A 22,529-nucleotide genomic window follows, 5' to 3' on the forward strand; every position below is an offset into this window, starting at 1 on the left:
CAAAAGGCATGGCAAGTAAAGCAGTCTTTTCATTGTTCGGGGCAGGTGTTCTCAGCTTGGCGTTTGCACAAGGTGGTTTTCCGCCAAGCCCTGTAACCCCTTCACCCGGTCGCGCGATCAATTATCCGTTGCGCACGATCCAACACGATGCCTTCAAACCCGGTGAAAAACTAACCTATGTAGTTCACTACGGCTGGATAGATGCGGGTGAAGCAGTCGTTGAACTCAAAAAAAGCGACCGCGATCTTCAAGGCCGCGAGGTTTGGCATGCGGTCGGTACAGGTAGAAGCTTGGGTGCGTTCAATGCATTCTTTAAAGTGGATGATACATACCAGTCCTACTTTGATGCGCAAGGGGTGTTCCCGTGGATCTTTGATCGTAAGGTGAGTGAAGGTGGGTATGAATTTACCCAGAACTACATCTATACACAGAACCAGCGGGAAGTTAAGACCCAAGAGGACAAGGTGTACAAAGTGCCGGGAAGTGTTCAGGACATGCTTAGCGCCTTCTATTATGCACGTACGATCAATTATAGCACCGCTGTAGTGGGTGATGTGTACACGATCGAGACGTTCATGGATGGTGAGCTTTGGCCGCTGCGCATGCAGTTCATGGGTAAAGAGACGATCAAGTTGCGCAATGGAAAATACAAGTGTCTGAAATTCCAACCAGTCGTGCAAGAAGGCCGTATTTTCGAGGGTAACGATGACCTTAATGTGTGGATCACGGACGACGGAAACCACATTCCAGTGCTTGCGCAAGCGCAAGTGCTCGTGGGCTCCATTAAGATGGAACTTGCCAGTTACGAAGGCCTGGCGCACCCGATCGCGAAGGAATAAGTTTGATCAGTTGATAGACTACCGGAGGCAAATTGGGTGTGTGCCCTGTACCTTTTTCGTCGCATCATCCCAATACCAACCAACACTCGTTAGTGGAAATGATCTTCCACAGGATGCGATCCGTTTATTCTGAACGCACGTTATTTGCACTGCATGCAAGTTTGGATCAAATGGGCGCTGGGCTCCGTGCTGACGGCAGGAGCAGTAGGAACACTCTTGACCGTGGATGTCAGTCCCCACGTGGAATACAAGCCGGATAGTGATCCCGTGGGCATTGTGGATACCATTCCATCTTCACCTAGTACTTACGGAATTCCAATGTCGGGCTATTCCATTGAACAAGGTACCGTGAAGTCAGGTGCAACGTTCGGTGACCTACTTGCTGAGCAAGGAGTGTCCATGAACACGGTACAGGATATGGTTGAATTGGCAGAACCTTATTTTGATGTTCGACGAATGCGCACTGGGCACCCTTATGCGTTCGTTTACAAAGCGGACAATACGAATGGCCCTGATTACTTTGTTTATGAATCGGATCCCGTTGAATATGTAGTGTTCGGGCTGAAGGATAGTTTGCATGTACGTGTAGGGCATCGACCTATCAAAGTCGAAGAACATAGCGTCGCTTGCTTAGTGACCGGTGCGCTTTACAATGATTTTGTTGCAGCAGGAGCAGATCCAGCACTCGCAATGCAATTGTCCGATGTGTTCGCGTGGACCATTGACTTCTATCGGATCCAGAAGGATGACGTTTTCTCCGTGGTGTACCGAGAGCAGAGCGTTGAAGGAAAACCTTACGGTAGACCGGAGATACTTGCGGCACGGTATGCCAGTGGTGGCGTGATCAAAGAGGCATTTGAATTTGCGCAATCAGATGGGGTGGAGCAGTATTTCGATAGCGAAGGGAATAGTATGCGTAAGGCGTTCCTGAAGTCACCCATCAAATTCAGTCGCATTTCATCCGGTTTCTCCAGCAGGCGATTGCATCCTGTTCAGAAAGTGATGAAAGCGCATCTTGGAACGGATTACGCTGCGGCATACGGTACACCCATCTTGGCGGTAGGGGATGGTGTTGTGGAAAAGTCAGGGTATACGGGAGGGAATGGCAACTATGTGAAGATCCGCCATAACGGTACCTACTCCACGCAATACCTGCACATGCGGAAGACGTTGGTGAAAGCGGGTGACGCTGTTCAGCAAGGCGATGTGATCGGCGAGGTCGGCAGCACGGGCTTGGCCACCGGACCGCATGTCTGTTTCCGTTTCTGGAAAAATGGTGTTCAAGTGGATCACCGCCGCGAGGAATTCCCGAATACGGAGCCTTTGGCGGAAGAGCTAAGACCAGCCTTCAACCGCATGCGCGAAGAGCGCACGAGTGAGCTGGATGGTGCCGAATTGGCGGTGGTGCGTAAGACCAAAGTGATCACGTTCTAACGCGAAGGAATTCGCTCAAGCTTGAGCGTCTTCTTGAAGTTACGTTTGTTGGCCTGCTCGACCCAATAGGTCTGGTTAGACCGAGCCATCCGAGAACACCTTACTCGATGATCAGTTTGTTGCGTTGGCCGTTCACATCAAGAACGTAAAGACCGGGAGCAATAATCGGCATCTGCACTAATGTGCTTTCTCCGTCAATAAGACCCGATACAATTGTTGCACCTCGCATATCCAAGACAGTGTAATTGGTCCCAGGATCTGAATGTAAAATGGAGAACTCTCCACCATTCGGATTCGGAAAGATGCTGATATTTGGGTTCAACGTTTGTGCTACTCCAACGGCATTCGGCCAACATCCGGTGTATTGAATGCTATCCGTATCCAAGTATTCACCGCAATAATCAAGCAGTTCGAAGTAATTTTCGTGATGATACAATAGTGGACGAAGCAGTCCTTGCAAACTCCCAATCCCTGTGACTATAATATCGCCATTGTCCAAAATAAAGCGTGTCCTTGGCGCACTGGCGATGAAGGCCGTGTCAATGTCCCACACTATGGCAGGAAATTCCGAACTGGGCGGGTTGGTCAAATATGCCGTGTCTCCGATGGCTAAGTCGAAGTCGTATACTTGGCGCATTGTAGTGTCGTAGTACGAGACATACCCAACATGGTATGGCGAAGTACTTCTGAAATAGACGCTGCTCTGATCCACCGCCAACCAACCGATCTGCTCGAAATCGAAGTTCGTTAATGCACGCCATGAAAGGCCATAAGCTAGCTGCTCCGGCTCTGACGAATATTGCAATACGTGTTCCGTATATTCAAAGTTCATATTCGTTCCGACAGGAAACCAAGAGGTTGTCTGCATGTACCAAAAACCTGATATTTCCGGTAATACGGACTCGCTTTGTCCACGCGCAGATGCGGCAACGAACATCAGCCAAATCATAATTGCGCGGAACATATCACGAATATAGGCAGAAGTATGGCACTTTCAGATTCATTTGGAAAGCAAATCGGTCTATCTCCCTGCGAGTTCAAAGATCTTCCGATACGTATAGGTGCCACTGGTTTTGATCTTAGAGGCACTGATCAACGCTTTTGCTAACGTATCGTAAGGCATTGGCTTATAGTTATCCGGTGTAATAAAGGAGAATGCGCTCATTGCCGCAATTCCGATCCGTTCACCAATACGTACTGCTTCTCGTGGACCTTTCAATATGGAAGGATGGAAGATGTGCAGGGTAGGAAGCTGAAGCGCAAAAAGATCGCGCTCCATTTCCCCTTTCACCTTGTTGTAGAAGATAGAGGATCCTGCATCTGCCCCCATGGAACTCACAACACAGAAGGTTCCAACGCCATTTTCCTTCGCCCACTTTCCAAGCGTGATCACCAGGTCATGATCCACATGCCGGAAGGCTTCTTTGCTACCCGCTTTTTTGATCGTGGTTCCTAAGCAGCATATCACGGCATCGGCTTTTCCGGGGCGCAATGCCTTTGCAAAGTCGCTATCAACCCATTGTTCGAGCTTTGGATGATCCGGAAGTTTCTTGCGGACCGGTGCAATGACCTTGTTGATGGACGGGTCAGCGAGCGCAAGTTCCAGCGTCTTTTTGCCGATCAATCCTGTGGCGCCTGCTATCAGTAGTGTGAATGACATTTCACAAATTTATCCTGATATTTGGTTTATTATATAAACTAGTTTACATTTGCACTATACTTACATCAAAATGGAAAACCAACTGACCCCCGCCCAAAGCTTGGATGTGATCAATCAAATGGTCGCTCAAGCGAAACGTTCATTTCAACGATCGAATTTCTTCTTCCTGTTATGGGGGATCTTGCTTGCCTTGGCAGGAATCGCTGATCATTATTTACGATCCAACGGCATTCAGACCAAAGGTGCAGCATGGGGAATTGCCGGCGTGATAGGTGGTGTGGTTTCAGCGGTCTACGGATACCGCGAAGGCAAGCAGCGTGGCGTAAGTACGTTAATGGACCGCGTTCAATCCGTGCTGTGGGGTTCGTTCGTAATTACGTTAATCCTGATCATCATTGGTACGGTTTCTCATCAGATGAACCCGAATCCGTACATACTGCTTCTTACCGGATTGCCCACATTCGCTACTGGCGCTCTGATCCGCTTTCGGCCCCTAATGTTCGGTGGAGTGGTCTTTTGGGCATTCGGGATCTTATCGTTCTTCTTTCTGCACGAATACTCTTCCTTGGTATTTGCAGCGGCCATCATATTTGGCTATTTGATCCCAGGTCTCCTCCTTCGGCGTCACGAAAATGGCGTTTGAACCATTGGACCCCGTATTGCACAACCAGCTCCGATTGGCTGTTATGAGCCTTTTGGTGAGCGTTGAACATGCAGAATTCACATGGCTCCTGGAGCAGACAGGTGCAACGCGCGGCAATCTTAGTGTGCAGATCAGCAAGCTGAAGGAAGCTGGGTATGTACTTGTAAAGAAGGGATTCCGGGATAACTATCCGTTAACAACGTGTTCCATCTCACCAAAAGGCGCCACGGCATTCGGAACGTATGTGGAGTCGATCAAAGGTTATTTGGCCCCATGACCGACCTCTTTCGGTGTTCTTGACCGTTGTTCGCCAAGGAGGTCCGTCGATGTACTTCCTTGGTTCGACATGGTCCTAGGTCTTTGTGTCGATGCCGTGTCACATTCGGTGGAATGCTCCCGTAGCAAGGGATGAACCAATTAGAATAGACCACCATGGAACCGAAGTACCTCACCTTGATACAAGCTGCTGCAATTGCTGCACTTCTCGCGATCGTTGTTGTGACCTACGAACCACCTACGGATCAGATCTCTTCCGAAGCCAAGGTTGCAGTAACACGTTGAGCGACCAGTATGCTGGAGCCGTTCATGAGGACGATCAATTCCCTTTAGAACGGTTTTCCACGGTTACTTTTTCACGGAATTATATCAGCCGTTCTCTGCATCCGAGGTCAGTTTACTGATCGTCAATACGTGGAACTCATTCAATTGCAAGGTGATGAAACCATCACCTTGCAATTGGGTGTGAGCCTCACTCCATTTCCACCCAATCTCCTCCTTTCTTGATCAGCTCAATAAGCTCATCCACAGCGTTCGCACTCGGTACGTTGCGCTTTACAACGTTCTTCTCTTTGTACAATGTGATCACGCCCGGACCAGTTCCAACGTAGCCATAATCGGCATCGGCCATTTCGCCTGGACCGTTTACGATGCAACCCATGATACCGATCTTAACACCTTTCAGGTGACTGGTCCGTGCACGGATCTTTGCAGTCGTTTCTTGTAGATCGAACAAGGTGCGCCCACAACTTGGGCAACTGATATATTCCGTTTTACTGGTGCGCGTTCGTGTAGCTTGAAGGATGCCGAATGCAGTTCGGCAAACAAGATCCTCACGGCCACCGTCGGTGTCGGTAATGAATATTCCATCGCCGTATCCATCAATAAAAAGCGGACCCATATCCGTACTGCTTTGCAAAACCAGGTCGTCTTTCGTGATGCTGCCATAGGAACGAGCAACGATGACCGGTACTTCACAGCCGTGTTCCATCAGTTCGAAGAACAAGCGCCGTTGTTCCGCCATGCCATGCGTGTTCTTCGTTACGATCAGCAGCACTGCTGTCTCGTCGGCCTCCAGTTTTGAAATGAACGCTTCATCAAGATCTTGTAAGGTCGCATGTACCATGTTGAATCGTGGATGAAGTTCCACGCCATCAACGTACTCCCTCTTTTGAATGAATGGATAATGTTGGACCTTGGTCCTATTCGTCAACCATGTTGCGTGATCCTGTAGTATGCCCAATGTCCCGGGCAATTCGAATTCAATGGTGTTCTGGCCGATGTAGGCATAGTCACATGCTTGGTCCGTAATGTTCCACTTATCCAGGGGTACGCTATACCGATAGCCCCATGCAAAGAAAGTTGCTTGCGAGATCGACTGCTTCATACTAAGATCCGCCATAACAATAGGCACATGGCGAGCACCCATATTGAGCACTTCATGCGTGAGTCGACGTTCATGCGTAAATGGATCGACCGGACTTTTCCCGATAGCAGGGATCGCGCTATGGCCCGGACGAGCAGTGTATCGCTTGACCAATGCTTGTGCAACCGGGATCTCTGCTTCGGGATCTTCAGTAAGACTAACACGAACGGTATCGCCTAGTCCGTCCTCCAATAAAGCCCCGATGCCAGCCGCACTTTTTACGCGACCATCTTCGCCGTCTCCAGCTTCGGTCACGCCTAAATGTAAAGGGTAGTTCCAACCCTCTTCCATCATGCGATGCACCAATAAGCGATACGCTTGCACCATCACTTGCACGTTGCTGGATTTCATGCTCAACACGATCTCGTGGTAGTTTTCATCCCTACAAATGCGCAGGAACTCAAAGGCACTTTCCACCATGCCTTGTGGCGTATCGCCATAACGATTCAGAATGCGATCGCTTAAACTTCCGTGGTTCGTACCGATGCGCATTGCGGTACCTTCTTCTTTGCAGATGCGCACTAATGGCGTAAAGCGCTCCCGGATACGTTCCAGTTCGGCTTCGTATTGTGCGTCGCTGTATTCACGTACATCGAACTTCTTTTTGTCGGCGTAATTTCCTGGGTTGACACGCACTTTTTCTACGATGCGCGCTGCGATCTCGGCTGCATTCGGTGTGAAGTGGATGTCGGCAACAAGTGGCGCAGTGTATCCTTGCTCACGCAGTTTCTTTTTTATCACGGCCAAATTCTCCGCCTCTTTTTTACTCGGTGCAGTAATGCGAACGAGCTCGCATCCAGCTTCGATCATCCGGATACTTTGTGCAACGGTCGCCACGGTATCCATCGTGTCCGTGGTGGTCATGCTCTGCACGCGGATGGGATTCTCTCCACCGATACCGATGTCACCAACTTGTACGGATCGGGTATTCCAACGCTCGTATTGGAAGAGCGATGGGCAGTATTTATATGCAGGGATCACGATCGTATCGGGCATGTGTTTGCTGTGGTCTGAGGTAAAGTGCTGCTATTCTACATTCAGCCGCGAACGACCATCACGGGGCGAAACATTATCCTCGAAATTCCACCCGGAGTTCTCGATCACTGCGCGCATTACCGTAAGCATCTGGTCCCGCTGTTTTGCGGCAGCCTCATAAAGACCACTATTCTCGATCTTGTCAGAGATCAGTTGTTTTGACTCGGAATTGATCTTGGTCATATCTGCAGCAGTAAAGGCATTGAAGGCGCCTGCTTCCAGGTCGTAATAGTCCATATCGTGTTCCAATGAAAGCAACTTTGGGGTATCCATGCCCGTTAGGCGCACGGTATGCGTGGCTGTATCGAAAGCGAGTTCCATTCCTTCCAGGTCATACCCAATGCTGGCCCTTCCTTGAACTCTCACGATCGCCTGTTTCTGGAACGCTGCGAATTGCTTGAAAAATTCGAATCTCGCGTCGGCTTGCTTAAAGGTATAGAGTTCGCTGAAATCACCCTCAACGGTAACCAATTTCAGCACTGGCCGCACGCGCTCGAGCAAGATCGTGGAACTTACTTCAGTGCTGGAAGCCTCCGGCTGATAGGCTTCTCTGGTAATGAAGAACACCAATAGGCCGAACGCAGCCAGTAACACGATGCCGAACACTTTTCGCATGGCGCAAAGTTCGGGGTTTTCCGGTTCCTTCCGCGTTGTGCTTGATCTGCTTGGTCACCCTTGGGTCAAGGGTGCTGGTGTCACCACTTCACCGCGAGCTTTCTTGCGCTGTAACCAGCCATTCACCATCAAGCATCCCAAGATCAATGCAATACCAAAGTATGATCCCAGCTTCATCTGCTCTTCCGCGCCCCAGATCATCAATGCGATGATGATCGTGTAGATGGGTTCCAAGTTCACAGTTAGTACAACGGTGAAAGGAGACAACTGCCTCATGACGGCTATTCCAATAACGAATGCGAACGATGTGCAGACGAGACCAAGGATCAATTGATAGATGATCGTATCGGTCGGTAACTCCCACAATGGCAAAGGCAGGTCATTGGTGATGAGCAAGTAGATCCCGATCGAAAGAACGACGGCGAGCATTTCGTAGAAACCGATCCTGATCGCATTATCCCGACTCACAAGCACCGCATTTACTACGTTGAACCACGCACTTAGGAATGCGCTCAATGTGGCTACAGCAATACCAATGCGATGCTTCGATTCAATACCGAAGATCATGATCAACGCTGCAACAACGATGACCCCAAGCACTACTTCGTACATACGGATCTTGCGTTTGAACCAGAACGGTTCCAACAAAGCAGTGAATACGGTGCTGGTACTGAGGCAAGCCGCAGCTATGCTCGCAGTGCTGAGTTTGATGGCGGCGAAGAACGTGATCCAATGACCAGCGATGATCAAGCCGGTAAGCAAGTAATTCCGCAAATGCGGAGTAAGTGGGGATATGGTACGGCCCAACCACCAAGCTGCCAACGCCATTCCCACCAGACCGATCACCGTGCGCGTATACACAAGGTGCAAAGGTGATTGGTCGATCAATTTGCCCAGGATCCCCGTGAAGCCCCAGATGAATACGATCAGGTGAAGGAGCAATAATGCGTTGCGGCGAGCGTGCATTTTCAGTTGGCAGTTTCCAGTGGGCAGTTAGCAGTGTGCAATTGCCAACTGCTAATTGCCCACTGCCAACTGGTAGATGGTTTCAAGGGATCGAATCCAATTTTTCCTTAAGTGCTTTGACCAACGTTTTCTGTTGTTCGACCGCTACCTTTTTACGCTCTTGGTCCTCCTCGTTCTTCTTGATCTCCAATGCCAGATCTTCGGCTTTTTTCTTCATGTCCTGCTCCTTGTCTATTGCACGACGGTTCTTTGCGAGCGCTTTTGCCTCTTCCTTTTCCAACCCTTTTAATTCCTTCGCAAGATCCTCGTTCATGGTGCGGTTCGCTTCTTCGCGCATTGCGATGACTTTCGGGCCCAGATCATCCATTTCGGCTCGTGTCGTGATCTGTTCCTGAGCAGCTTCAACTGCGCGCTCATTGCTCTTGATAATACTTGCTGCCGCTCGTTCCTTTTCCCGTTCCAATAGCTCCAGGTCGTTCTGCAACCGATCAAGGTCTTTTTCCGAAGCGCTAAGCTCTTGTTGTGCCAATTGGCGGCGGATCGCTGTGGAATGTCGTTGTACGAATGCCACAGCCGCTGCGTACACTTCAGAATCGCTATCGGGTCCTATATACCCATTGGTGCTTTGAATTGACACATGTGCCGTAAGCAACGGACTGCCTTTGCGCTGTTCTCCTTTCATCAGGATCCGCAAAGTGTCCCGCGATATCGAGGGGATCAAACTGCCCTCACCCGTAACCTCCTTTTTGTTCGATACGCCAATGCTGATCTTCTTCAATTCATCTTTCCAATAGCTCTCAATATATTTTGAGTTGGTGCCTTCGAAAATGAAGTTGAACGTGGGGTGTACTCCGGTGCTAAAAGCATAAGAGCCTGGGGTAACTGTGGTTTGTGCGAACGATGCACCCCAGTGCGTTAGTAAAAGCGTTAAGAGTAAGATCCGCGCGTTCATTTTGAGAGCTTTTTATGCAACCGGCATGCCGGATCCGGTAGGTTCTGTTTCATCATCCACCTGCGATACGCCGCCGCTAACAACGAATTTCATTACATCTTTTGCTTTGGCATTCAGCGGTGTGATGTGACTGACCGGGACAATGAACAAATTACCGCTCCAGTTGAAGGCGTGGGGTAAGTAAACGGCTACCTTATCTGTTCCGAGGCCTAGGTGACTGAGGTCATGCTGGGTTACGAATCCGATCCTTTCTGCATCGTAACCGTCACCAATGCGCACAAGGACAGGTCGATCGAATTTCCGCTTGCTTCCCACTAGAGCTTCAACAAGATCCTTTAATGCATCGTACAATGTCTTCAGGAATGGGATCCGCTGTAACAATTCTTCGCCGATCGCAGCTAATGGCTGAAAGAGGAAGGTGGTGCCTAACAGACCAGCAAGCGTAATGATCGTGATCAGGATGATCAGCCCTAGCCCGGGTATGTCCGTTTGGATGATGCCATCCAGGAATTTCAATGCGGTCCACATCGCCCAGATCATGATCGTGGCCGGAACAAGCAAAAGCAAGCCTCTGAAAAATAGGCTAAGAACGTATTGGAATGGTCTACGAGTGTTCATACGAGGTCCCTTTCGGGTGGGACAAATCTATAAGAACGATGTTCAGCTTGTCGATCACGCTCCCATTGCCTCACGTTGCTTCTTTGTGAGCGACGCGCGAACAAGGTCATAGCTATGGTCTGCTAACTCCAGCAGTAGTTTGCCGGGGACGGATCCGTCAGTAACAATGGTGTTCCAATGTTGCTTGTTCATGTGGTATCCTCCCGTAATTCCGGGAAAACGCTCGCGTAGTTCGATCGCACGTTCTGGATCACATTTCAAGTTCACGCTCGCGAAAATGTCGGTATCCATTAACGCAAAGATCTTTCCTCCAACACGGAACGCCAAGGTGACCTTATCGAATGGAAGGTCTTCACTGAACCACTCTTTTTTAAGACAATGATCTCGGAATTCCTGTAAGGTCATGGGATGATCGCGTAAAGCACCGGACGGCTGGGTGCAGCGTCGTTCACGAAGTTGGCCAGTTGTATTTCCAGGAGGTAATTCCCATCCCGGATATCAGTTGGTACGTTGATCAATTCGGTAATGGTGCTTTCCTGATCCCGTGTGTGCGGATGTCCCCAGAATGCGTGGTGCGCCTCCAGCTTTCCGCCATCCTCTTCGCGGTCAACACTGGGAAGATCAAGCAATAGATGTTTTACGCCAATACTTCGTAACCATGAACACGCAGAGGCTTGGATATAGGGCGGATTGGTCCCGGTCCAGTCATGTTCCCGGTGATCAACGTAAGGCAAAGTTCTTAGAACCAAAGCCTCCGGAGGCCGTTCTGATAAGGCACTGCGTAATTGCTCCAAGGTGATCACGTTATCCACGGTTTGCCCTTCGGTCCGGCGATCCTGCGGTCGGATACTGAGCAATTGAGCGGTAAAGAAATAACGCTTGAAAATACTGCCTACCGAATGAACGATGGGTGAAATGTGACCGACACATTCAGTGTGCGTGCCATGTCCATGCGGATTGAAGAACACATTCCGGAAATTCACTGGAGCACCTTGCTGAACGGCATAGATCGTATCCCTATTCTGAACGGGTTCCATGCGAACGGGATCAACTCCCCATGCGCGTAAATGTCCGGTTCCGGAACGAATTGGAATGGACAGGTCGAGCGGTTTTGAAAGGTCAACCTTGAACGTACGGCCGTGGTGTGAGATCTCAGCGATCATCTTCTGGTACGAATAGATCAGATGCAATTCGGTCCGCAAAATGACGTCCCGCTCTGCTCAAAACTAATCGCTCGGCTGTAACAAATAAATGCCTCTTCGATACATAGTTGTTTATTGCCGATGAATTGATCGTGAACGGATCTATTTCCAATTTCGAACGATCGACCCCTGAACTTGTGCGCAACCCCGTCATTAGTAGCTCATTGGTCCGTTGTGCAGGGGTGAGCTTCTCACTTTCCCAGAATCTTTGACCTTCACTGATCGCTTTCACATAACGCGCGTTGTTCGCCACATTCCATCGCCGCTCGGTTCCGTTGAACGAATGTGCTGACGGCCCTACGCCTACATACGGAACACCTTCCCAATAACTTGTATTGTGCCGCGACCAATGTCCGGGTTTTCCGAAATTGCTGATCTCGTAATGGTCCAAACCAGCTAAATCCATGCGCTCCATCAAACGGTCGAACTGCGCACTTTGCACGTCATCACCCGGCATTTGTACTGTGCCTTTTTGTACTTGATGCGCCAAAACAGTGCGCGGCTCAACGGTTAAGCAATAGGCAGAGAGATGCGGCATGCCATGATCCAATGCGATGGTAAGTTCCTCATCCCATTCGTTCAGATCCATTTGAGGTAATCCGTAGATCAGGTCAATGGTCCATGATGCGAAGCCGGCTTTGGAAATCAGTTCAATGCCCTTCATTGCTTCCGAGGCCGTATGGGCACGTCCCATGAATTTCAATCGATCTTCCCGAAAGCTTTGCGTGCCCATGCTCATGCGCGTGACCCCTGCGGCAAGCCATTGCACCAACCGTTCCTTGGTTATGTCATCCGGATTCGCTTCCAATGTGACCTCAGCATCGATCGTAACGCTGAAAAGGGTCTTGCATTTTTCAATGAAAGAGGCGATCCGATCCGGTTCCAGAAGGCTGGGCGTTCCACCTCCGAAATAGATCGTGCTAACAGTGCCGCTCACTTCATTTTTACGCAATTCCAACTCCAGGATCATTGCATTCAGCAATTCCGTTCTGCTTTTTACGGAAGTTGAAAAATGAAAATCGCAATAGGTGCAGGCTTGTTTGCAGAATGGCACATGAACGTAGATGCCGCTCATACGTTGGTAATGGGTTCGGTCACGATCTTGTTGCCCAAGGTCTCTGCGGCAAGCGTTATCCGGAATGTTGTGCCAACGCCGGGTGTGCTTTTCTTCACTACGATACGGCCACCATGGTATTGTTCGACGATACGCTTGCTGAGGGAAAGACCTAGTCCCCAGCCGCGTTTTTTGGTCGTAAATCCTGGTTGGAATACAGTGCGTTGTTGAGATATCGGTATGCCTTTTCCAGTGTCGGTAACATCAACATGTATTTCGTTGCCTTCGGGGATCATCTCCAACGTAATGGACCCTTCACCTTCCATGGCATCGATGGCGTTGCGGATCAAATTCTCGATCACCCAGCTGAAGAGCGCCCTGTTCAACGGAATCAATTGTTCCGGATCGGCAGGTTGTACCACATCGATCTTTGCGTGTGAGGGTAGGCGAGGACGTAGATACAATACGGTTGCACGTAGCGTATAGTAGAGCTTTTCGAGTTCCAATGCAGGCGCACTTCCGATCTTGCTGAAGCGCTCCGTGATCACCTCCAACCGGTCCACATCCTTGCGCATTTCGGCGAGCGCATCGGGATCAACATTCTGTGCTTTCAGTAATTCCATCCATGCCATCAAAGAGCTCAGTGGCGTGCCCAATTGATGCGCGGTTTCTTTGGCCATACCGACCCAGACCTGGTTCTGTTCGGCATTGCGGAACAAACTGAAAAGGGCATAAGCAACCAGAAGGAACAGCCCCAATATGGCCAACTGTACGAACGGGAAATAGCGTAGCTGGGTGATCACCAAGGATTCTTCATAGAAAATGTAGTTGCGCCCTTTTCCCGGTAGGTCGATCACGATCGGTGTGTTCGCTTGCGCCATGGATCTGATCCGTGATCTCAAGGCAGCGCTGTCCGCCATTACTTCAGGTTCGATGTTGCCGCTTTCGATCACCTTGGTACGCGTACTGTCCGTATAGATCACTGGCACGGCGGCAGTGGACATGACCGTTTCGGAAATGAAGGAACTGATGATCCCGTCCATGACCTCCTGTAGCTCGGTGAACACTTTCGAGTCCGTGTAGTAAAGAAATTGTTTTTGATCGCCGTGGATCGCGATCTCAACCGGTTCATGGAGCTTGGCCATTTCGGCTACTTCTGCTTGGAGCTTGTTCGGGTCGTCACTTATCCCTTCATCCAGATTTCGATGGAATTTCACTTCGCCTTTTGCATCCGTAATGATCACGGGTACTGTGGTATTGTCGCTCACCACCTTCAAGTAAAAAGAGAAATCCGTTTCCTTGGTGTTCACCAACCGAAGCATCGCTTCTGCCCAGAGTTCTACTTTCTTGCGTTCTTCTTCGCGCAACCGATCGAACAATTTCTCTGTGTAGTTGACCAATTGGGCCCGGTTCTGCACCGCTTCTGCCCAAAGTTTCACTTTCCGCCGTTCTTCCGATCGCACCCGCTCTACAATGCTGCTACTATACCACAACGACGCACCTACGAGCAACAACGCCACAGCGGCGAGCACGAGTTTCCATCGTTGTTTTCGGGAGTAGAGATCCATAACGCGGCGTGAAGTTCGGGAAAGAGGAGCAGATGATCAGACAATTAGAAAATCAGACGATCAGAAGATGTAACGCCTGCATGGTCAAAGAGATAGAACGCACTCCTGGTCGTAGCCCGCAGTTACGAGCGTAGGAAAGAATGATCTGACCGGAGTTGAAATTGAAAACGTGGTGATGTGGCGCCTTCTTGGTAAAAGCGAATGCGGGTCCCACTTCAATTCTCCACCTCGAAGACCGCTTTTGGTTCGTCTTCCTTGGTGTTGAGGAACCGACTTAATCCTGTACGCTCTTTAGGGCCTCGTGCGCCCGCCATCTGTAATGTATCCGTACCGGCCGGCACTACTGTGAATTGTGTTGTTTGTGCACCTGTGTTGGCTGTTGTACCAGAGTTGCTGGTCGACTTTTTAGCTAGACCGAATTCTTCGCGAAGGATGGAACGCAATTCCTGTTTTTCATTCTGGAACTGCTTCTTCCTTCGGTCCGCGGCCATTGCTCCATCGCTTGAGAACTCTGGGTTGTCCGCAGTGCCGGACATGTGTAAGAAGATCCGCATGCCTGTGCCATCATCTGTGATCGGGCCGAATTCATCTGCTAGCTCTCCAGTGCGTAACAGATCACTCAATCGGAAATTGAGATGGTGGTCAATGCGATCATCGAAGTAATGCGTGCCGCTCAATTCAATGTCCATCAGATTGCTGCTCACGAGCATATTCGGAATATGCACGGCTCCATTCCGAATGGCGATCTGGTTCTCCAACGTTGCGAAGTGAACGTCGCCCAAATTCTTTCGCAATGCTTTCGTATCAACGAATGGAGCCACAAGCTTATTCTGTTGCAAGTAGTCCGCTACTTGGAGCAATGGTCGATGGCCTTTGATGGTGCCATTCGTCATATTGATGTCCATGACACATGCCACGTGATCGGGGTCCAACTTCATACTTGCGCTTAACGGCGCGTTGAATGCAACCTCAGCATTGACGGTTCCACTAAGGTGTTGATGACCGATGAAGTCCTGGCCGAAGTCCTGGAATTCTTTGAACAGATCGGTAACATTGATGTTCGTGACCACAGCGTTAATGGCCAATGGATACGGCATGATCGCTGATTGGGCCAGGTTCGGTCTGCCGGTGCTGGCATCCAATGAAAGCGTTCCGGTTACTTTACCTGAAGCTGTGTTGAAGGATACAGGTGATGCGGTGAAAACGCGGTCTTTCATGCGTAAGCGACCGTCGATATCCGTGGCAGTAAATTCCTCGAATACCAGTTCCGCTACATGCGCTTGTAGATCCAGTTCGATGCTTGCAGGAAGGACCAACGTGTAGTCTTTTGCATTTGCGGTTTGTGCATCATCACTGCGCAACAACGCCGCAAGATCGATATGTGGCGAGGATCCCTTGGCCTCAATTACTAGGCGTTGGTCCTTGAACAGAATGTATGGCACCAAATTGCGCAATGTGCCACTTAGAACGACCGGGTTTTCATGGAACTCTGCACGTAGACCTTGTACAGTGGCGTCATTTCCGTGCAAGGCCAGGTCCGCATCGAGATGTGATATTCTGTGTCGAACGCCTTTCATTTTCAGATCCGCATCACGCAAGGTCAACGTGCCAGTGATCCTCAGTGCCGCAAGATCACTTGCCCGAATGTTTCCCATGTCGCGCAGTTTGCCCGCGATCCGTGCATCGGCTTTCAGTCTTCCGCTTACTTTTTCCAAGGTGTCGATCTGCGCGAATCGCAACAGGTCAGCTAGCGCAATGTCGCCTTTGAGGTCTGCTTTGACCTCTGCGTTGGAAAGCCCGTTGCTTTTCCAATTTCCACTAATACTGCCGCTACCGCTGCGGGCCGAGAAGCTTTTGACCGCAAGGTTCTTCGCTACGCCACTTGCCGTGAGGTCCAGGGCCATTTCGCCATTGATGTTGGTGAACTTGGTTCCTGAATGGCTTTCCTTCATTTGACCATTGGTGATCTTAGCACCAACGGATAGTTCCGGCCCATCCTTGTCCAACGGTCCTGCATAGTGTATAGCGAGATCCACTTCGCCTTTCATGCCGTATTCCTTGATCGGCGTAGTTAGACCCTCTGGAAGCGCAGCGATCACATCAGCGAGGTCCAATCCAAGGCCATTGGCGCGGAGATCCAGAAATTTTCCTTCAGTTGTTGGGGTTACAGCAAGTGTTAGGTCGATTGGCATATTGCCGGTATTCACTTGGCCCTTTGTGATCCGAAAGACCCCATCCGCACCTCCGAATTCCATTGCCAGGCTCACATGCCCCGAACGGTTTTCGAGCAGTGTGTGTTCGCCTTGTCTCCAATGCGCGAGCGAGATGTCACCGCTCAGGTTCAGCTCACTGATAGCATCACTGAATTGTCCTCGAACGACCATTTTATCATGATGGGCCAAAATCTTCAGATCGGTCCGCGCATCCCTGAACCGGACAATGAGGTCATCAACACTCACCTTATTGAGAGCGATCGCGGTTGAAGACGTTGTTGTAGAATCGGTTTTCCAGATGATGTAATTCTCGTTACCATTTCCATCCAGACCGGCGTACAAACGGACCTCTTCGCCGTGTACTTGTTCAACGGTATAGTTGCCTTGGAACAGATCCCAAAGGCTGAATTCCAAGAAGAGCTCTCGAGCAAATAGTAGTGTGTCCGGTACAACGTCATCGGTGCGCACTTCTTTGGCCAGTACGTTGTGCAACCGCATGCTGGCCTGCGGGAAACGCGCTACCAGCGTAAGGTCCATGTCGCTAACACTTACCGGCGTACTCAGTTGTTCGTTAATGGCACTGACCAAGGTTGCCTTCACTTCATCCTCGTAAACATGGGCCAGAACAGCCAACGCTCCCGCACCCAGAACCACCAGAGTGGCCAGTACCAGCAAGGCATTACGGAATAGGCGCAGCATCGGCAAGATGCGAAAGTATCGAAGCATTTCATGCTATAACGCTGGAAATGGGGCAGTTCGTTCACAGGCGGATGTTGGTTGTGAAGAAAATTTTCGACGCCTTGCTCACAGCGGGCTTGCGCACCGTGTTGTCCTTGCTAGAAAGCCACCTTATCCAAGACTATTGCGACCAACGTTTTAGTGTGACACAACTAGGCGCAGTGCAGTTGTTCTATCCTTGCCGGCTATGGAAAGAATGTAAATGCCATCGTTCCATCCATCCGTACTTAGGGTGAATTGTGGTTTGGCAGCGGGCCATGTTTGTTGCTGAACGACTGCCCCGAGCACATTGTGAACGGTTATGGCCAGACTTTCTTTAGCAGGATACCCCGTTAGCGTTACTTCTCCACTCGTTGGATTCGGATAGAGCGCGAAAGTCGATGCGTCCAAAGTGGCTACTTGGGTGATATTATCCGGATAATAACCGCATGCAAAATCTTGCGTGGCGTACCATGCCCTCAAGGCTTGGGCTCGCGCTTTAAGGTCGGTCACACTCTCCAGTCGGTTCCCACTTGCAGACATGGCATAGGGGTAGGCCACGTCCACGCAGATGGTATCGCCGGAGTTGTAGGTGAATGGGCCTATCGAGCCTATAGTCATGCGATTCAGGGTGCTAGTCGGCACGCTGTTAACCGTATCAGTCCATGCACCACCCGGAAATTGGAAATGTGTGGGATACTCCAAGTTCATGTATGGTGCGCCGTTGAACGTGCCGCTCATGAGGTCTTCCACATTAAGTGGACCGCTTCTATAGGAGGAGTGAGCTGTCATGGGTTCGTTAAGAAACTGAACCCCTTGTGCGGGTAGGAAAGATCCATAAGCATCAGTAAAAGACGCCCCTAGGTCAATGTCATATCTGTTATAAGCAAAGAAAAGGTTTAGTGCAGAATCACACTCCACAACATCATCTTCTGAATAACCAATATCCAGATCCGCGAAAATTCCGAAACGGGCATCCGTATAATTATCGCTGCCGCGATTAACGATGTTGAAGTTGCAGAACACAGTTGAGTAGAGGTCAGTTTCGATCGGGTCATTGAAAGCATAACTCATAATGTTCAGGTCCAATTTCATCGTTGGATGTTGGTTCCAAGACTCTTGCACTGTATGTTGGATGTAATAGATGGCTTGGTCGCCACGGATCAGGGGGAATTCCCCTGTGCTTGGTTCATAAAGCCCATTGCTGTTCAAGTCTGCGTATGGTGCGATCTGTGCAGGTTCCCCATTGCTCATATCACCATTGCCGGGCCATGAGGAAATGACATAAGGTGCTGTGTAGCCGGCATCGTTCCAGTGCAGTGCGTGATGGCTGATCATATCTCGATCCAACTTCCAGACCTGGTAGTATCGTTCGTAATAGTCGCTGTTCATGACATTCGCATTAGGACCTGCGGACGGAGGGTCGTTCACGTTATATATTGGCACAGAACTGTGAAGAGTATCCATATTCTTTCCGATCAACCATGGCGAGGTTAAACTGATCGTAAACGTATTGTCACCTTTAGGTGCCTCGAATCCTGGTAAGCTGCGGTAAATGTCATGAAACATGGATGAGGTCGGCGTTATCGCGGCGCTATTGCTTCCAGCATCCAACAATGCGTACTCGGTGCCTTCTACTAAATGACCTAACCCCCGTATCACATTATATGACGTACCGCTAGACCCACAAACAAAAAGCTTCCCGTTGTACTGGATAATATTGCGAAGCCAGTTGAAGTGAATATCGAGCGTTTCGCTGCCATTGACCCACATTGAATATGGCCCATAGCCGCCGAGGATGAAACCACCTTGGGGATGAGCACATACCGACTCGATGCCAATGAGATTATTGCGTACTGTGAATGTTGGTTCGTTGAAGTTTGACCCGTTAAAAATGGTCCAAGACGGGAAATTCTGGACCCCATCGCCGCGCGAGTCGAAGTATCCTACGATGATCAAGCCGTCAGAAGTTGAGAGCATGTTCTGCACTCTATTGTTCAGGCCATTGTTTACTTCTACCCAAGAGCTTCCGTTCCACTTTGCCAAGCGTCGAATTACCACTGTGCTGCTTGCGTTTTGATCGAAATCACCACCTACATACAATTCGCCATTGTGCCCTTGAATTGCTTCAATTGAACCGTTGAACGCATCGCCTAACTGCTGCCAGACCGAACCGTCCCAGGTATTTACCGTACCGTCAGAGCCGGCCGCGTATAGCTCATTGTTGAATATATGGATAGCCTTTACAGTACCGTTGATCCCAGCACCCATTGGGTGCCATGTGCTTCCATCCCAACGCGCAATGTTCCCCAAAATGGGTTCATTACCTCCTGCGATGAGATCGCCATTGTAGATCTCCAGAGCGCTTACCCGGTTCGTTGGTGCTTCGAAAGCCCCCGGATAATCGAAATGGTTTGCGCCATCCCAGCCTTGTAGGTTTTTACGTGCATGGCCATTAAAGCTGGCAAAGAGGCCGCCTAGAATAACTTGGCCATTGTATTCGACCATATCATACACACTGCCTTGTCCAACTGTTCCTTCGCCAACTGGTAAGACCCTTTGAGAGTATAGATCGGCGCCTATGGTAATGAATGCAATTGCGAGTAGAATTGATCTTAACATGGGAAAGTGTTTTAGGAAATGAAGCTATGATCACCGCATAACGTTGTGATTCCGATCGCTACCAAAGTAGTCTGGCTAAACCGCAAGAATATGCGGAACACGAGGACCGGCATTAATTGGTCCGGAACCCGCTTTGTAGAACCGGACAACGGTCAGCTTCGGTGTTGTGCACCAGAAAAAAAGTGCAACGAATGCAGATCACCTAAAAGACCTACATGTTATTCTCGTACTAGAAAATCCACCTCCTCACTTCCTCTTCCGCAAGAACAGAACTTCCTTCTCGGATAAATGACGCCACTTACTGCGCGGTAGATCCTTCTTCGTTAGGCCAGCGAACATTACGCGGTCCAGCTTCAGCACTTCATAGCCTAGTGCCTCGAACATGCGGCGTACTACTCGGTTCCGACCCATGTGGATCTTGATCCCAACCTCGTTCTTGGGTTTGCCTTGTACGAAACTGGCTTCGTCAGCTACGGCAGGCCCATCTTCCAACTCAACACCAATGACCAGTTGTTCCAGGTCGGCTTTGGTCATTGGGTGATCCAATGTTGCGGAGTAGATCTTTTCGGCTCCGAAGCTGGGATGCGTGAGCTTTTTGGCCAGATCGCCATCGTTGGTCATGAGCAACACACCGGTCGTGTGTCGATCCAAACGACCTACTGGGTAAAGTCGTTCCGTGCAGGCATCGTCAATCAGTGCCATTACGGTGCGGCGGTCCTGTGGGTCGTCCGTGGTAGTAATGAAGTTCTTCGGTTTGTTCAGTAGAACGTAGCGTTTTTTCTCGGTGGTCAGGCGCTGCCCGCCGTAATGCACACGGTCGGTGGGGCTGATCTTTGTTCCAAGTTCGGTTACAATTACGCCGTTCACTTGTACCACGCCTGCTTTGATCAGGTCATCAGCTTCGCGGCGGCTTGCCACGCCGCTTTGTGCCAAATAACGGTTCAAACGAATGAGGCCATCGTCGTTACCTTCTTCCGCCATGCGGCCCCGTTTGCTGTTACGGTCCTGGCCACGACCTAAGCCTCGGCCGGCGGTACGTGCATCACGGGTGGCGCGTGATCTATCCTTACTGAATTTCTTTGGAGCTGGGCGTTCGCTATGTTCGCCATCTTTCGTTCCGGAGGGCGAGCGTGCGCCACCACGACTACCGGGAGCTTCACCCGTGCGGGCCCTTCCTGATGCAGGTGGCCTTTTGCCAGCTCGTGCAGATGGTCTTTCTGGTCCTTCTTCTCCACGACCGGCGCTGGCCCCGCGTTTACCCGAACCGCTCGCAGTGCGCTTTTTTGGGCGTGCTTTGCTTTTGGGCTTACCGTCTTCGCTTCGACCACTTGATCCGGTACCGCGATCATTACTACGGTCATTCTTAGAACCTTCGCTTCGCGCACCTGGATGACCAACTCCACTGCGCTTTTTCCAGCGGTCATCGTCGGTCTCGCCGCGAGGGCCGCGTTCATCCGGATGTCCGGAACGTTCGCTTCCTTGCCCTTTTTCAGAACGATCTGAGCTTCTTTTTGGTGCTGAAGTGCGTTTATCCTGGCCTCTTCCACGAGGTCCTTTAGAGCGTTCGGTCATTCAATTTGGGGTAAAAAGCATCGGCAATATGATGGATGTATGGCTTGCCTAGCGGGTGCAAGATCACACTAATGATGTCGAATCGGAGCGCTAATTCACAATTACTTGCCATTACGTAGGCGTTGGCGGCTTTTACTATCCGACTTCGTTGCCCAGGTTTTACGGCATCTTCCGGTTCACCATGTTTGTCACTGCTCCGGGTTTTCACCTCTACGATCACGAGTTCCTTACCGTCCTGGGCTATAATATCCAACTCGTGCTTGGCATGATGCCAATTCCGCTCCAGGATCACATATCCCCGCTGTTCCAGAAATCGGCATGCGAGTTGCTCTCCTTGGATCCCGAGTACGTTATGCTCTGCCATTCGTCGATAAGTTATCGTAACCCTTCGGTGAAAAGGCTCGTTACAAGGGTTAAAATTGAGGAACTTTTCGTTGGCCGTTCATCCGGCATCACTCATAAAGAACACAATGATCCGATCACTGCGAAATCTAGCGCTGGTAGCTGGCCTATTCACGACCATGACGCAAGCTCAATCCTTTGAGGGTGTCATTGAGTTCAAGAAAACATCCGGTCCTGTCGTTACCAGTTACAAGTATTATGTAAAAGGTGATCACGTGCGGATCGAGGAGGTCAGCTCCAAAGGGGAAGTTCAAGGTATCATGCTGGTGGATACACATGATAAGACCGTGGTGGCGCTGAGCCCCGAGCGCAAATTATTCATGGACGTTCCCAATATGCGTTTGCCGAAGGAGGTGGAGACCAGCATCACGAAAACGAACGAATCCAAAGAAATGCTCAACTATAAGTGCGAGAAGTGGGTCGTGAAGAGCAACGCGGAGGACAGGCTGATCACGTATTGGGTGGCTGCCGATGCCTTTGATTTCTTTATTCCACTTTTGGAAACGTTGAATCGCAAGGATGAACAAGCAGTGTTCTTCTTGGAGATCCCGGATTCAAAAGGTGTTTTTCCGATCGTAGGTCTGGAACAGAAGATCGATGGTGCCGAAGTAGGCCGCTTGGAAGTATCCAACATTGCTAAAGGTCCGCAGAAAGACGCTCTTTTCGAGATCCCGGCCGGTTACAATAAGTTCGAGCGCAACTAGTGCGGTAACCG

Annotated in this window: 20 protein-coding genes; 5 read left to right on the forward strand and 15 right to left on the reverse strand. The window is 50.2% G+C overall.

What is annotated here, in order from left to right:
* The first annotated feature begins 8 nt into the window (after positions 1-8).
* Positions 9-839, forward strand: a complete 831-nt coding sequence (locus tag IPF95_05650) for a DUF3108 domain-containing protein (protein ID MBK6474179.1) — start codon at positions 9-11, stop codon at positions 837-839.
* 153 nt (positions 840-992) lie between these two features.
* The gene (locus tag IPF95_05655) at positions 993-2,273 is read left to right on the forward strand and encodes a peptidoglycan DD-metalloendopeptidase family protein (protein ID MBK6474180.1); all 1,281 of its coding nucleotides are present in this window, start codon (positions 993-995) and stop codon (positions 2,271-2,273) included.
* Positions 2,274-2,373: 100 nt separating this feature from the next.
* On the opposite strand, the gene IPF95_05660 is transcribed toward IPF95_05655, so the two are convergent.
* Together IPF95_05660 and IPF95_05665 are read right to left on the reverse strand one after the other, a co-directional pair.
* The gene (locus IPF95_05660) at positions 2,374-3,105 is read right to left on the reverse strand and encodes a T9SS type A sorting domain-containing protein (GenBank protein ID MBK6474181.1); all 732 of its coding nucleotides are present in this window, start codon (positions 3,103-3,105) and stop codon (positions 2,374-2,376) included.
* A 189-nt stretch (positions 3,106-3,294) separates the two neighbouring features.
* Positions 3,295-3,933 carry an NAD(P)H-binding protein gene (locus tag IPF95_05665; protein MBK6474182.1) on the reverse strand — a complete coding sequence of 213 codons (639 nt, stop codon included), beginning with the start codon at positions 3,931-3,933 and terminating at the stop codon, positions 3,295-3,297.
* Positions 3,934-4,003: 70 nt separating this feature from the next.
* Between IPF95_05665 and IPF95_05670 the strand changes: the two genes are divergently transcribed.
* Together IPF95_05670 and IPF95_05675 are read left to right on the forward strand one after the other, a co-directional pair.
* Complete coding sequence (locus IPF95_05670; protein ID MBK6474183.1) at positions 4,004-4,576, forward strand: hypothetical protein; 573 nt, start codon at positions 4,004-4,006, stop codon at positions 4,574-4,576.
* Positions 4,566-4,853: a transcriptional regulator gene (locus IPF95_05675; protein ID MBK6474184.1), complete on the forward strand. Its 288-nt coding sequence runs from the start codon at positions 4,566-4,568 to the stop codon at positions 4,851-4,853. The genes IPF95_05670 and IPF95_05675 overlap by 11 nt, the downstream gene beginning before the upstream one ends.
* 471 nt (positions 4,854-5,324) lie before the next feature.
* Here the strand turns inward: IPF95_05675 and ispG are convergent, their stop codons facing one another.
* From ispG to IPF95_05740, 13 genes are all read right to left on the reverse strand, one after another.
* On the reverse strand, positions 5,325-7,274 hold the full coding sequence (gene ispG / locus IPF95_05680) for a (E)-4-hydroxy-3-methylbut-2-enyl-diphosphate synthase (GenBank protein ID MBK6474185.1): 1,950 nt from the start codon (positions 7,272-7,274) through the stop codon (positions 5,325-5,327).
* Between the two features lie 30 nt (positions 7,275-7,304).
* Complete coding sequence (locus IPF95_05685; protein MBK6474186.1) at positions 7,305-7,928, reverse strand: DUF4230 domain-containing protein; 624 nt, start codon at positions 7,926-7,928, stop codon at positions 7,305-7,307.
* Between the two features lie 54 nt (positions 7,929-7,982).
* Complete coding sequence (locus IPF95_05690) at positions 7,983-8,894, reverse strand: DMT family transporter (GenBank protein MBK6474187.1); 912 nt, start codon at positions 8,892-8,894, stop codon at positions 7,983-7,985.
* 82 nt (positions 8,895-8,976) lie between these two features.
* On the reverse strand, positions 8,977-9,846 hold the full coding sequence (locus IPF95_05695; GenBank protein MBK6474188.1) for a hypothetical protein: 870 nt from the start codon (positions 9,844-9,846) through the stop codon (positions 8,977-8,979).
* 12 nt (positions 9,847-9,858) lie between these two features.
* Entirely contained in the window at positions 9,859-10,464 is a 606-nt protein-coding gene (locus tag IPF95_05700; GenBank protein MBK6474189.1) for a DUF502 domain-containing protein, read from the reverse strand.
* A gap of 54 nt (positions 10,465-10,518) precedes the next feature.
* Positions 10,519-10,869 carry an MmcQ/YjbR family DNA-binding protein gene (locus tag IPF95_05705; GenBank protein ID MBK6474190.1) on the reverse strand — a complete coding sequence of 117 codons (351 nt, stop codon included), beginning with the start codon at positions 10,867-10,869 and terminating at the stop codon, positions 10,519-10,521.
* Positions 10,866-11,627 carry a cyclase family protein gene (locus IPF95_05710; GenBank protein ID MBK6474191.1) on the reverse strand — a complete coding sequence of 254 codons (762 nt, stop codon included), beginning with the start codon at positions 11,625-11,627 and terminating at the stop codon, positions 10,866-10,868. Before IPF95_05710 ends, IPF95_05705 begins: the two co-directional genes overlap by 4 nt.
* Entirely contained in the window at positions 11,617-12,741 is a 1,125-nt protein-coding gene (gene hemW, locus IPF95_05715; protein MBK6474192.1) for a radical SAM family heme chaperone HemW, read from the reverse strand. Before hemW ends, IPF95_05710 begins: the two co-directional genes overlap by 11 nt.
* Complete coding sequence (locus tag IPF95_05720) at positions 12,738-14,288, reverse strand: HAMP domain-containing histidine kinase (protein MBK6474193.1); 1,551 nt, start codon at positions 14,286-14,288, stop codon at positions 12,738-12,740. Before IPF95_05720 ends, hemW begins: the two co-directional genes overlap by 4 nt.
* A 215-nt stretch (positions 14,289-14,503) precedes the next feature.
* Positions 14,504-17,200: a hypothetical protein gene (locus IPF95_05725; protein ID MBK6474194.1), complete on the reverse strand. Its 2,697-nt coding sequence runs from the start codon at positions 17,198-17,200 to the stop codon at positions 14,504-14,506.
* Between the two features lie 177 nt (positions 17,201-17,377).
* On the reverse strand, positions 17,378-19,840 hold the full coding sequence (locus IPF95_05730; protein ID MBK6474195.1) for a T9SS type A sorting domain-containing protein: 2,463 nt from the start codon (positions 19,838-19,840) through the stop codon (positions 17,378-17,380).
* Positions 19,841-20,086: 246 nt separating this feature from the next.
* Entirely contained in the window at positions 20,087-21,412 is a 1,326-nt protein-coding gene (locus IPF95_05735; GenBank protein ID MBK6474196.1) for a pseudouridine synthase, read from the reverse strand.
* The gene (locus tag IPF95_05740; protein ID MBK6474197.1) at positions 21,396-21,776 is read right to left on the reverse strand and encodes a YraN family protein; all 381 of its coding nucleotides are present in this window, start codon (positions 21,774-21,776) and stop codon (positions 21,396-21,398) included. The genes IPF95_05735 and IPF95_05740 overlap by 17 nt, the downstream gene beginning before the upstream one ends.
* Before the next feature lie 106 nt (positions 21,777-21,882).
* Here IPF95_05740 and IPF95_05745 point away from each other — a divergent pair, with 106 nt between their 5' ends.
* On the forward strand, positions 21,883-22,518 hold the full coding sequence (locus IPF95_05745; GenBank protein ID MBK6474198.1) for a DUF4412 domain-containing protein: 636 nt from the start codon (positions 21,883-21,885) through the stop codon (positions 22,516-22,518).
* Positions 22,519-22,529: the final 11 nt, after the last annotated feature.

The organism is Flavobacteriales bacterium (assembly GCA_016704485.1).
Classification (GTDB): Bacteria; Bacteroidota; Bacteroidia; order Flavobacteriales_F; family PHOS-HE28; genus PHOS-HE28.